Origin of the sequence: Bacillus sp. V3B, from assembly GCF_024494465.1 — a bacterium.
In the GTDB taxonomy this organism is placed as follows: Bacteria; Bacillota; Bacilli; order Bacillales; family Cytobacillaceae; genus Bacillus_BD.
In genome coordinates, this window is sequence record NZ_JAETXM010000011.1 from 39,221 (window position 1) to 52,345 (window position 13,125).

General features: G+C 34.1%; 10 protein-coding genes and 1 pseudogene. 5 read left to right on the top strand and 6 right to left on the bottom strand.

All coding sequences use genetic code 11. The features are described from left to right. Nucleotides 1-140: 140 nt before the first annotated feature. Both tnpA and JMM81_RS13305 read left to right on the top strand, forming a co-directional pair. Nucleotides 141-563, top strand: coding sequence for an IS200/IS605 family transposase (tnpA, locus tag JMM81_RS13300; RefSeq protein ID WP_256242060.1), 423 nt, complete (start codon nucleotides 141-143; stop codon nucleotides 561-563). A 20-nt stretch (nucleotides 564-583) separates the two neighbouring features. Further along, nucleotides 584-1,816: an RNA-guided endonuclease TnpB family protein gene (locus tag JMM81_RS13305; protein WP_256242061.1), complete on the top strand. Its 1,233-nt coding sequence runs from the start codon at nucleotides 584-586 to the stop codon at nucleotides 1,814-1,816. Between the two features lie 585 nt (nucleotides 1,817-2,401). Here JMM81_RS13305 and JMM81_RS13310 read toward each other — a convergent pair. From JMM81_RS13310 to JMM81_RS13330, 5 genes are all read right to left on the bottom strand, one after another. Beyond that, entirely contained in the window at nucleotides 2,402-3,082 is a 681-nt protein-coding gene (locus tag JMM81_RS13310) for a MerR family transcriptional regulator (protein WP_256242062.1), read from the bottom strand. Between the two features lie 1,337 nt (nucleotides 3,083-4,419). Continuing rightward, nucleotides 4,420-4,845, bottom strand: a complete 426-nt coding sequence (locus tag JMM81_RS13315) for a hypothetical protein (RefSeq protein ID WP_256242063.1) — start codon at nucleotides 4,843-4,845, stop codon at nucleotides 4,420-4,422. A gap of 7 nt (nucleotides 4,846-4,852) precedes the next feature. Then, nucleotides 4,853-5,995, bottom strand: a complete 1,143-nt coding sequence (locus tag JMM81_RS13320; RefSeq protein ID WP_256242064.1) for a ParM/StbA family protein — start codon at nucleotides 5,993-5,995, stop codon at nucleotides 4,853-4,855. A 668-nt stretch (nucleotides 5,996-6,663) separates the two neighbouring features. Further along, nucleotides 6,664-8,520 carry a helix-turn-helix domain-containing protein gene (locus tag JMM81_RS13325; protein ID WP_256242065.1) on the bottom strand — a complete coding sequence of 619 codons (1,857 nt, stop codon included), beginning with the start codon at nucleotides 8,518-8,520 and terminating at the stop codon, nucleotides 6,664-6,666. A gap of 276 nt (nucleotides 8,521-8,796) precedes the next feature. Continuing rightward, nucleotides 8,797-8,937 carry a ribbon-helix-helix domain-containing protein gene (locus tag JMM81_RS13330; RefSeq protein ID WP_256242066.1) on the bottom strand — a complete coding sequence of 47 codons (141 nt, stop codon included), beginning with the start codon at nucleotides 8,935-8,937 and terminating at the stop codon, nucleotides 8,797-8,799. 89 nt (nucleotides 8,938-9,026) lie between these two features. Here JMM81_RS13330 and JMM81_RS13335 point away from each other — a divergent pair. Together JMM81_RS13335 and JMM81_RS13340 are read left to right on the top strand one after the other, a co-directional pair. Further along, nucleotides 9,027-9,293, top strand: a pseudogene (locus tag JMM81_RS13335) (helix-turn-helix domain-containing protein); the annotation flags it as partial. 859 nt (nucleotides 9,294-10,152) lie between these two features. After that, a complete protein-coding gene (locus JMM81_RS13340; protein ID WP_256242067.1) occupies nucleotides 10,153-11,697 on the top strand; it encodes a primase C-terminal domain-containing protein in 1,545 nt (514 codons plus the stop codon). A gap of 379 nt (nucleotides 11,698-12,076) precedes the next feature. Here the strand turns inward: JMM81_RS13340 and JMM81_RS13345 are convergent, their stop codons facing one another. Next, the gene (locus JMM81_RS13345; RefSeq protein ID WP_256242068.1) at nucleotides 12,077-12,463 is read right to left on the bottom strand and encodes a hypothetical protein; all 387 of its coding nucleotides are present in this window, start codon (nucleotides 12,461-12,463) and stop codon (nucleotides 12,077-12,079) included. A 388-nt stretch (nucleotides 12,464-12,851) separates the two neighbouring features. Here JMM81_RS13345 and JMM81_RS13350 point away from each other — a divergent pair, with 388 nt between their 5' ends. Then, nucleotides 12,852-13,061, top strand: coding sequence for a hypothetical protein (locus tag JMM81_RS13350; RefSeq protein WP_256242069.1), 210 nt, complete (start codon nucleotides 12,852-12,854; stop codon nucleotides 13,059-13,061). Nucleotides 13,062-13,125: the final 64 nt, after the last annotated feature.

Sequence of the window (13,125 nt, forward strand, 5' to 3'; positions counted from 1 at the left end):
GATTTTAATTAAAATTTGATGATTAATGTCCGCACACTCGTGACTTCAGTCGTGAGTGTGCGGGCATATTTTTTTAAAAAACAGAACGTACGTGTGTATAATATTAAATACATATGTTAAAATATATTTAGGTGAAAAATATGGAAATAAGAAAAGGAAGAGGCTCTGTTTACGGAATTCAATACCATCTAGTTTGGTGTGTAAAGTATCGTAAAAAGATTTTATCTGGTGAATTAGACAAAAGATTGAAAGAAATAGTAAAAGAACAGGCAATAAGTCATCGTTTTACGATCATAGAGTTAGAAACTGACTTAGATAATATACATATGTTAATTGAATGCTCCCCTCAACATTATATTCCAAATATAGTAAAAGCTTTAAAAGGGAATTTAGTTCGTTTTCTCTTCAAAGAATTTCCTTCTCTAAAAAGACATTTATGGGAAGAACATCTTTGGAACCCATCCTATTTTATTTGTACAGTCAGTGATCGAACAGAAGAACAAATCAAGAAGTATATTCAAGAACAACAGACAAAACTACGAGAACGTGGAAGACCTAAATAATAAAATCGGAGGTGAACCTAATGGCAAAAAGGAAGACAACCAAACAACGGAACGAAGAATTAGCTAAAGAAGGAAAAATCCTCCGCCATTATGGGCTTCACCTTCGAATGGAACCAAACGAAAAACAAACAGAACAAATTCACCAAACGTCGGGTTGTGCTCGATTTACGTTTAACTTCTTTTTAGGCGAGAAAAAGGAAGTTTATAAATTGACCCAAGAATCATTAAGCTCAAATGAATTCAAAAAATCATTTAATGGATTAAAAGAACATCCGATGTTTGCTTGGTTAAAGAAAGCGGATAAATTCGCATTAGAAAGTGCGTTGGAAGCTGTAGATGATGCATTTACACGCTTTTTCAATGGTCAAAATCAATTTCCAAGATTTAAATCCAAACGAAAATCTGAACAAGGCTATACAATGAAAGAAACCAACGGAAATATTAAGTTGGATATTGAAAAGCAAACCGTTCAATTGCCGAAATTAGGCAGAGTAAAAGTTCGTCTTTCCAAGAAACACCGTCAGATGTTTCAAGAGAGTTGTTTTAATGGCAAAATTAAAACCGCAACCATTAAATATCGTAGTAGTGGCCAATATTATGTATCTTTGAAAATGGAAGAAATCGTTCCTTTACATGAAAAAATAGATTTTTCTCAAACTCTAAATCATCAAATTATTGGGATTGATTTAGGATTGAATCACTTTTATATCGATTCAATGGGTAAAAAAGTAGAAAACCCTAAATTTTTAAAAGTTCATTTAAAAAAGTTAGCCAAACTGCAACGTCAGTTGAAAAATAAAAAGATCGGCAGTGCTAATTATAAAAAATTACAGCAAAAAATAAGTAAACTTCACCTTCATATCGCCAATACTCGTAAAGACTTTTTGCACAAAGAATCTCATAAATTAGTGAACGAAAACCAAGTCATTATTTTAGAAGATTTAAATGTTAAGGGTATGATTAAAAATAAAAAATTAGCACGGAGTATTGCAGATGTCAGTTGGTCTATGTTTAAAACGTTCATTTCTTACAAATCAGATTGGGCGAATAAAAAAGTGGTTTTTATTGACCGTTTTTTTGCCTCTTCGAAGCAATGCAGTGGGTGTAAAGAGAAAAACCAAATGTTATCCCTCTCGGATCGTGAATGGGTTTGTCCAAGATGTGGAACAAAACATGATCGTGACATAAATGCTGCAAAAAATATTAAAGAAGAAGGCATCCGCCTCCTTCAAGAACAATTCGTTTTCATTTAATCAATTTATTTACCGCAGGAACTGCGGAGTGTGCCTGTCAGCACGAAAGATGCTGTTTGCTCAGCTTCATCGAGTAATGGAGAGAGTGTAAGACGTTCTGTACTGGGACGCAGTTCTCAATGAAGCAGGAATCCCACCAGCTTGGTAGTCTTTAAAAGGGTTTTAACGTTCGTAAGGACGCTAGAATCCTGTGACTTTAGTTGTGGTGTGGGAGGTTCAAATTGGAAAACCTCTGTTATGTTATTCCATTGAGATTAGATTCTGATAATTCTCACCGCTAAAGCAGTGAGGTTTTAAGATACTAATAGGCTTCTTAACAGTACCCTTATCTTTCTATGCAGAAAGAGTTTCTACTGAAACACTGACGTATATTCTCAAAGAACCTGAACGGACGTATGGCGTATAGCCAGGCACTTCACCAAGCCAGCCTAAAAGACTTCTTGTGTGCTTTTCGTTCCGCATCGAACGTTATCAGGACCTTCCGAAATATGAGTCACTCCCCTCTCTTATTGCAATAATTATTGGGTGTTTTTCCATTTTCCTTCAGTTCATATCTATCTTTTAGTCTACTAATTTCTAATACACTTATTGATCTAATCCCATTTCCTTTTTCAAGCATTCCTCGAAATACCTATTAACATAATTTCTAATAAATTCATTCTTTTTCTCAATATCAACATCTTTTCTAAATAATCCAACCTTCTTCAACCGTTCAGAATCCGGTAGTTTTAACCATTCCTGGTTAGCCTCTTCTTGAAGTTTACTTTCAATTCTTCTGTGGATTATCATTGTTTGAAATCTCTGTTCTTTCTTTTCTTCTTCGGATATTGGTTTCGGTAAATTATTCAATAGTGTTTGATACTGACTTTTAACTTCTTCAATTTTGGTGGCAGCCATTTCTTCAAACACCTTTTTTATTTCTTCTGTTAACTGTTTCTTGATTAAGTCTATATTGTCTGCTGGTGCATTGAATTTTTCTTCTTCAATTGGAAATGGTCTTAATTCAAAATGGTTTGGTAGATCCCTTTCTATGGCTGATAAAGCCCACTTTTCTTCTCTTTTCTTCTTTATAAATAAAGCAATTTTAAAATCTAGTTCATCGTAAACTTTTTCGTTAGTCTGTTCTTCGCGGTTAACGTAGTGAATACGATTATTTTCTAAGCGCTTAAACCATCCATTTATGGTATTGGTATGTAATTTTTGATCAAGAGTCAAGTTTAGCTCATCAACAAAATCTCCAATTTTCCAAAAGTTTCCGTTCTCCATTACTAATCCCCCCTCTTTATTGTTCATTGTGTTAAGGATAAATACTTTGTAGACCACTCGTAGACTATAAACTACAAGTGGTCTACAAAAAACACGAGTGCTTGATACATATTATTTTAGATTATTTATGGTTTGTAGTCCACAAATACGAGGAATCAATAAATTCTTTTGAAAGTCTTTTGTGGAGTGTTGGTTATAAGTGAAAAACTTTTAAAAGTGGATTTTTACCAGGTGTTATGTAAACTAGATTTTAAGATACATGTTGTCTATATTCGCGCTACAAACTACAAGTGGTCTACAATCAGTATGGATTAATAAGTTTGATCTCGGAATGTTTATGGCTAACAGAATATGAGCTAGTAATTATTTGTAAATGGTTTTATTATGTAAACTACAGTTATGGATGATTTGTAGACTACAAACTACAAGTGCTCTATAAATATATCGAATTACAGATTCTCCAAGAAGGGAAACGTCTTCTAACCGTTGGACAGACGGGGATCGCCTAATGGTTGCCATACAGCGTTCTAGAGCAGCCTTTTTGGGCCAAAGGTTCAAAAAGGCATAGGAAAAGAAAACATATGGCTTAAGAAATTCTATCAAGAGATAAGAGGAATTAATGTAAGTGGATTGTTAATACCAGCTGGTTTAGAGAATTCATAGTTTCATAGAGACTGAATGATTTATTAATGGGTTTGGTAAATTGTCTGATCTATAGAGAACTGTGCTAGTCATGATGATTAGATATATACAATCCGATTATATAGGAGGATTTGTAGACTATATGTGTACTACAAACTACAAGTAGTACACATATAGGAAAGATAATAAGTGATATTAGAGAAGACTTATAGAATGTAGAATAGAAGTTAAATAGCAATAGTTCAGTGAATAAAATGAATTTCAATAAAGATGTTATGTAAACTTAATCTGTAGTATACAAATCATCTATAAACTACAAGTGCTCTACAAATATAAAATCAAATAAATTTTGTTATTGCCGACATATAGACTATAATCTATAAGTGTTCTACATATTAAGGAGAATATATAGTGTACTTGCAGTGCATTCATGTCAAAAAGTCTGTGTAATAGTAGGGAAAGTATTATGATGGCCAGGCCGGTTAGCAGGCCAATTTTGATTACATAGAGAAAGTTTTAGAATATCAGTGGTTCTCTGGTAATAGCGACCTGTTATTATGTTAACTGAAGTTTGTAAACCATTTGTAGACTACAAATGGTTTACAAGAGAGTGGTTATGAATCATTTCTCGGCAGATGTAGCAATTCTTTCTAGATATCCCTTTTGGAATATTAAAGAAACCCCCAAAATGGGGGTCAATCGTCATCATCATCAAAGTTCAAGAACGTTTTTTGTGCGAAGTTTTGAATGGCTTGATTGGCTTGGAATGTTTTTGGTTCCTCGGAAACCTTTTTATTTACTGGTTCAGTAAAATCAAAAGGTATATTTGGTTTATTGACGACCTGGTAGAGCATTTGACTTAATAATGATTTCGTATGAGGGTGATTGATCCATTCCTTTTGTTCGGATGTTAAACCGGTAGGAAGGGGGATAATCACCTGCTCATGTTTTTCATTATCCAGAGCTTTTTGAGAAAGAGCGTCAACAAAGATAGAAGATATGTCACTGCTGAATTTTCTACCTAGAGCCTTTTTTCGTTTTGTTAGATCTTCAAGCACATATAAAGGGGTATCATGTGGTAATCGAAATGATATTGTTTTTCCAGGCTCGAAATGATCCATTCTTATGTCACTCTTTAGTTGGTGCTACACTTTGTGCAGCAATCCCTTTAGTTTGTAAGTACATTAATAGAATCTTGAAATATGCTCTAGCAATCATCCAGATGCTATCACTTTCTGATACAAAGCGAAGAGGGTAGTTTTTATCAGCTTGGTTAATTTCAGTTAGATATGGCTTTAAAACAAGAGAGCCTCCACCAATCTGATAGGCCATGCGGATATCCGGTACATTTCGCCACATATCTTTAATCAGTTTATATTCTTCTTTAGCTAAGGTTGATAGTTCTTCATCAATGATATTTTTAATTGATACACGAGTTCCGCCAACCCAGATATGATACTGTTCTTCTGGTTCTTTATGAGTAATAATATCAACTAATGTTTGGCGACTTTTAATGGTGTATTTGTGTTTTGAGTATACTTTTCGAATAATGTTATCTAAATAAGTAGACACACCTCTTTTAATTCCATTGCTAAATTCATTATCTACTTCGGCCTCAGCTGTAATGATGGCTGAATCAGTAGATAGTCCACCAATATCATTAATTAATATGGTTTTTCCGATTAACTCTTCATTTTTAGTGGATCCATTATCATTTGTAGTTAAGTCAACAAATGCAGCAAATCCTTCTGTATTAACAAGGACTTGTTCGAATTTAATTCGTACGATTTTTCCTTCAAGAGAAGGAGTTTTTAAAAACCTGATTTCATGTTGCGTTGTTTTTAGTTTCTTCCTAAAGTCTTTCGTTTTTCCACTTTTTGTCTCATCGAGTGGTAATCCTGTTGAAAGGTAATAAGAAGCTTCAATTACACCTTCTTCTTCAGGGAAGTGATTAACTGCATCATATGCAAGGGCTGTTAACAGCAGAATCACGGGTTGATCGCTATCAGATTTATCCATTTCTGGTGTTAGTTCATCATTATCCGGATATTTTGCTGCTAATTTTCCAACAGCAAACTTTCCATGTTTACTTTTTAATGCAGAGGAAACGATTTCTACATGAAGCCCATTTAATGGATTTTTCTCCATTTCAACAATTTCACGGTCTCGTACTTGCGCTATTACATTTGGAATATGTATCTGGTTGTCTAATTCACCTAAAAATCCTTTTAGTGCGTCATTACCAATATCAATTGAGACTGATCTTGTCATATTTATCATATTCCTCCTTGTTTTTCATTAGTTTTATAAATTTTCATTTTAATTGTATGCAATTTGTATGCAAAAGTCAAATGTTTATGTGATTTGTATGTGCTTTGTATGCAAACTGCATACAAAACTGTGTGAATATCGTGTATTATGATGGGGAAACGGATTCTATAATAATGGATTGCCCAAACTTTTTTCAAAGAATTCCACAGAAATACAATAGGGTGGGAGGCTTGTGGCTTTAGCAGCGAGAGAAGTCAATCCTTAATTCATTCATGAGATTTATAGTCTACTTACAGTGTGTTGTCCATTTATAGCCTACAATTTGCTCTACAAATCAAAACGAAAAATGCATAATTTAGAGGAGTATAATTAAATTAAGTAATCAATTATTAGAGATTTTGAAAAGGGAATATCCAAGTTTTTGAAAAAGGACTAAACACTATTCACCGGTGAACCATTTGTAGACCACAAACTATAAGTGTTCTACAAGAGCATTTATCATTTCCCGATATTCATCTTTCACCGTAGCCCAATGAGTAGGTGGAAGATGAATGTCGGTAGCCTAAGGCTGTCTTGCGAGATGATCTTGAATTAACTTTTCAAGAATCTTACTAACGTCTGTTTTTTCTGTAATTGCTGGAACTTTTAGGTGTTGTATGATTTGTTCCTTATACATTAATCAAAGTTTTTTCCTTCAGCCAGTTAAGCATTTTTTCATCGTTTTTATTGTTTTGACGTTTATTCTGTTTTTTTAAATACCGAGAGAGGGTAGTATGAGCAATGCCAATCTCCTTAGCCGCTTGTCTAATACTCATATTTAAATGATTAATCATCTCACTCATGGACTCGGGTGATAATTTAATTTCCTCTTTTACATCAAGATCAAAAGCTTGTTGTTTAAATTCTCCAGTTCCCAGTCGGTCATTATCTTTATGGTAGTTTTTCTGTGGTGTTTTTTCAATAACTTCTGCTTCTACAGTTGAAGCAGCTTCTCTTATTGCAGACTTTGAACTACTGGAAAATTTTTCTTCTTCTGTTCTTAACGGGGTATTTCCTTGACTTAGTGGATGTATCTTTTCTAAAATGGTTTGATCTAGTATTGCTTGAGAGGACAGTTCCACATTCTTTTTGTATCCTTCGAGCAAATCGTCTGTTGGATAAATAATAATACTATAGTTGATCCAGTTCTTATACCAGCCCTTTTTTCCTACTACAGATTCATCAAAGGATTCTTTATACTCCCAATCCTTTATGACTCCATCAGCTTTAAAATCATCCAACACATTCTCTAACTTGTCTTTTTTATCACTCCAGTTATACCGTATAGGTATATCCATCTCTTTTAATAATGTTGATATTTTAAAAGGTTGAGTCAATTTTGATTTCAGTCTGATTCTCATCTTCCATTGTCGATCAATGTATCGTAGCAGCCGTTTATGCTCTTTTTGTGTTTGATGGCTATATTGAAAAACTTTAAGATGTAATAACCCAATCATTTGGCTAGAGGCACTAATTAAAGGAGTGAGTAGGGCTGTTGGTTTAATTTGTAGCGCATAGATCCCTTGTGCTTCTCCAGTATTCTTATCATAGGCCACACGTATGGCTCCAATATCAAACATTCGCTTAAAATCTTGAAAATCATATTGTTTATCTTCTTGAGTGATGATCTTCCCTTCACTCAGTGACACCCACATGCTTGATAAAGCGACAACTCTTTTCATAATATTAAAACGATCTCGTTCTCGAATTACCAACTCTTTTGCGTTTTTCTCAGAGTCCAGTATTTGCCTTAATCGCAAAGCATCATTACTATGAAATTCAATATATCCTTCGTTGTTTTTAGAAGTGACTAGCCATAGATAGGTGATCAAATCAAATAAATCAGCTGTCCATTCATCCAAAGAATTATAAGCTGAATCTACCAACTTCATCCAAAGATCTTCTTGATCTTCCTTCAATGCAATGCGCGTTGTTTGAGTGGGACGGAGTTCGGCCATTCCTCTAAAATTGCCTTTGTTATCAATTAGATCAGCAGCCAATTGCCCCGCACCCCTTTTTTTAAATTCTTTCTTTTTTGCGACAATATTCCGTATCATATGGTAGTCATTATCCATACTGGTATATAGATAATCCTGTTCCATGGTTTGGTCAATCGTTTTTTCGTTCAAACTTAGATTGACCTCTTCAAGAAATTCATTGTATAAAAAACTCGAAAGGGTAGCGTGAATGATTCCCGAATGTCTCAGAACAGCTTCTTTTATCATACCTTTTGTAATGTGCTTTTGAAAATATAAGCTTTCTGTGAGGAAAAAATATAATGCCTTAAAACTCGGACTCATTCCGATAGGAGGATATTGATTCCTGACCTCATCCTCAGTCATTTGATAGGCTTCTTTGCACCATTTTTCTGTAATACTTGGCCGGTCTTCAAAAAGACGTTTTGTTTCTTCGAATATAGCAATCTTTAATAATTGATACGGTAAAATTAACTGATCTTCAATTTCCGAATAATTGGTCGTAATCAAAAATAGACCTCCTCTAACGATTGACTATGTTCTTCTTAATGGCTAGAAGGGGTTATAGTTTTATGTTTTTGAATTAAATCCTCTATAGCGCTTCGTCTAACAAATGATACATAGAAGTACGGGGAATATTAGAAAGCTCTTTTAGCTTTTCTAGTAACCTGGTATCTAGAGTATTTTCTATTCTTGTTCTAGTTTTTAACATGTTCCTCTTCAATCGTATGAAGGGTGAACCCTAACGATAAGGGGGAGATGAATTTCGGTTGACGATAGCCAAAGTTATTTTTGGAGACCTTTTCTCAATAATTCGAGAATAGTTGCTGTTCTTGTCGCAATCCCATTTTCTTTTTGGTATTGGTCTAATTTTTCTATAATTGCTTTAGGCATACGGATTTCTACACGTTCTTTATCATCTTTCATTATTTATCACCTCTCGCATGATTGTACGGTATTTTTACGATAAAATCAATTCATACGATGTTATCCCGTACAAGGTGAGGTGAAATGATATGACCAAGCATAACAAATCTTATAAATTCCGATTAATTCCAACAAAAGTACAAGGTATTTTGATTCGCAAAACATTTGGTTGTGTCCGATTTACCTATAATAAGATGCTAGAAGAACGAAAAGAAACTTATGAGAAATACAAGAGAGATAAAGAAACCTTTAAACAACAAAAATTTCCAATCGCTGCTAAATATAAAGATGAATTTCCATTCTTGAAAGAAGTGGATTCTTTAGCTTTGGCTAATGCACAAATGAATTTGCAAAGTGAAACAGTACGTATATAAAATTATAGTAATCTATTTAAAATTAAAATGCACCACGAATTTGCACCACTGCGTCCAACTTGTGCTCCAAAATCATTTTAAATGCACCACTGTAACCTTGTACATCCAGACCGTGTGGAAAAAGAAGGTGTTAATCAATGGAAATGGCCATTAATTTAGTTTTCTCCAAACCGAGTGTCAGAATAAAGTATGATCTATCAACGTTTTGAAAAGACGTTTAAAATAAATATCATAAAAATGCACCACGAATTTGCACCACCTCGTCCAAACCGTGCCCCAAAATCATTTAAAATGCACTATTGTAACTTTTCTCGTCCAAATCGTGTGGGAAAACGTAGTTTTGCACCACTTAAAATGAATATTAATATAATTTCGTCCAAACCGTGTGTCAGAATAAACCCTATATATCAATGTTTTGAAAAGGTATTTAAAATAAATATCATAAAAATGCACCACGAATTTGCACCACCTCGTCCAAACCGTGTATTAAAAGTGCACCATCCGTCTTCACTGCTTCGTCCAAACCGTGTAGTAAAAAAATATAATTAGTAAGCAAAAACTTAGATAAATAAACATTTTTGAGTACATATTTAAAATAGACTTATACGGAAAAAATGGTGCATTTTTACATTTTTGGTGCATTTCCTCGTCCAAACCGTGTAGTAAAAAAATTTCAACTTTTTTTTAAAACCCTTGAGGCGCTTGGCTTTAAGGGCTTTTTTTTTTTGGTGCATTTTCTCTTAGAGAGCACCAATTTGCAAAAATCGAGTTTGTTATAATTTCTTTTAATAAATATTGGTCGAAAAAGGAAGTTTTATTAAGAAAGAAGGTGAACTAAATAGTGACAGTAATTAAAAATGTATCACGTAATGTCGTATCAGCAGTTGAAATCATGCAGTTTATGACACACAATAGTTTACTTTTATACAAGAAAAAAGGATCTCGTATCTCACATGATAGATTCACAGCTTATGAGGCAAAAGAAAAACATAATCCATACCGTAAGGGCGTAGTCTTTGTTACACCTTCTAAGGATGATCTTGTTGAAGGGAAGGGATATGTCGTTACTTCCTATGAAACGCTCCATGAAAAAAGACAATCTTTATCTCATTGGACCCCAAATACTTTTCGAGGTGGTACATATTATAATTTTCAAAAAAGAATCATAAAAGGACACACGCGTGATAATCTAAAACAAATCAATGTAATCGGGTTTGACATTGACACGAAGGAAATTGACCTGTATGCCCTTTATTTGGGTTGCGAAGAATTAGGGTTGCCACGTCCAAATTTATTATTGGAAACTCCTAGAGGATTTCAGTTTTTCTATGTACTAGGAACACCTTTTTTTATACATAAAAATCAAGATTATAAGTCTTTAAGAGTAGCAGAACGTTTAGCTGCTAATGTTCGTAAAGCATTATCTACATATGTCCCAGTAGATACAAATTGTGCACCATTCGGGTTTTATCGGATTCCAAGAGAGGATAATGTTCTGGATTTTTATGATGAACCGGCTAATACAAGGGAGCTTCTGTCTTGGTCTAAGAGCTATGATAAACAAGAAAAAAGAACCTTTCTACGTGTTGTTTACAATAAGAACAGTGCAGCGATCGATCAAACGTCATCAGATTGGTATCGTGCACTTATTTGTGCTACAGACATTGACAGAGGTCATCATAGTGCTAGCCGAAATAATGCTTTAATGACATTAGCACTTGCTAATTACGCAAGTGAACGTCCCATTGAGGATGCATATGATGAACTAGATCAATTTAACAGTAATTTGGCTCGTCCGTTGAATAAGAATGAGTTTGAGCGAACGTTGAATAGTGCTTATTCCGGTAAATATAAGGGTGTAAAACGATCTTATGTTGAAGGATTACTGGAGATTTGGACGGATGGACAAGCTCGATTTTCTGGAAGAGAAGGATGGTACAAGTTTAAAAAACCTCGTGAAGAACGAAAACGCTCTCATTATACAGAACGGGAAGAAGATATTCTTGCCTATTTAGCAGTACATACAAACCAAGAAACGCCCTTTTTAGAGGGTTCTTTAAGTATGTTGGCTGAAACATTTGGAATGGCAGTATCATCGCTAAAAGAGGTTTTGAAACGTTCAAATAAAGTTATAAAGCGAACTATTGGTAAAGGACGTGCAGCTGTTACAAAATTGGCTAGTAGATCCATGCTGTTTAAAAGGTTGCTACTCTTACGTAAAAATCAGATTAAGCAAGCGCAATTAACATTGGCAGAGCTGTTACCAGAGCTAAATGCACCTTTTCGTACACTAGAGGTGCCATCCTTAGAAGCGCAATTACTACTTTATGAAATCGATTTATTGTACCGGATGAAAGGATCCCCACCAGATCGGTTGACTAGTTGAAAATTAATAAGCCAGTCTGCCAATACATATCTATATTATCCTTTGGTTGTTTTTATTCTTTTGTTGTTTTGTATTTCTTAGGTACGGGCTCTGTATTTAGCTTTATTTATGGAGGAGTAGTTTAACTAGATTTATAAAAAAATATGGGGCGTTCGGTTTATTTATTATGCATCTATGTGTAATTAGTTCAATGTGTTAATTACACATACTGGGGTGAGTGCTAGGTTTTTAAGAATTTTTAAAGTTAATGTAATAAAATAGTTTTATATCAAGGTTTTTAACTATTTGTGTTTATATATGGAGTGAGAGCATGATCTGATTCTAGGCGGAATTATTATTGGGGATGATGGTAATGTTTTCTTTGGTGGGAAGGAAGTTATCAGTATTTAAAAGGGCTATACCAAAATTTTCCTGTAAAGGAATCGTTCTTTCTAGATGTGACAAGGGTAAACCAATTTTTTTGATGAAAGGTTAGACAGAACACAAGCTGAAACAAATACGTGCATGAAAAGCCAAAGGTTTTTCGAATACCTGCCTTACGTAAATGTTTTGTTAGTTGTAATTCAGATAATACAGCAGAAAGTTTATTTGTAGGAGGTTTCTGACCTGTTTCTTTCTGCACATGATCTAAGAACTCTACAAGTAAACTAAGCCCCTCAAGAGTATGAGATACTTTAAAGCTCTTACGAAAAGGTTTGCCTTTATCTACAAAAGCTTGAACTTGACTTTCCCCTTTTGAAATATCCAGATTAATGACTGGATTCATCCTCCATCATTTCCTAATCTTTTATTTGTCGGTACGCCTTATCCTTCTTGTAGTGTCACAGCTTCGCTTGTTATACGAGATCTATGTCCTAACCAGCCTCAATCATCTTTATACAAGTAGGGGCAAACTGTTTAGCTGACGGGATCTAGGTCTCACGGGTAGCGAGGAATCCAGAGTTATTCCTTTCTTTATAGAGGGAGGTTAGTGAAAATTTAGGAGAAAATTCTTGAACAAGGTCTTGAAAGAGCTTTGGATATGTATGTTCAGCCACTAAGAGATTGTGAAGATTTATACTTAACTATAGTTGAATAAAATTTTACCATAATTTTCAATTCTCTTTGTTCACTGATAGTAATAATAGGCTAACATTAATAATGGGGGTGGAAAAATGTTATCAAATATAGGTGTACCAGTTTTAGTTCTTGTTATTAATATTATTCTTTTGATTGTTGGTCTATTTATTCTGTATATAGTAATTTCAACAGCAGTCAAGGACGGTATTAACAAGTCAGTGGTTAGTCAATATATCGAAAAAAAGTATGGAGTCAAAGACAATAAGAAATCATTTCTTGATAGTGATTTAGACAATGATAAATAATTAACAGGAGATATAAAACAGTAAGATAGAATTAGCAATACAAATAGGATATAGAATCGCAAAA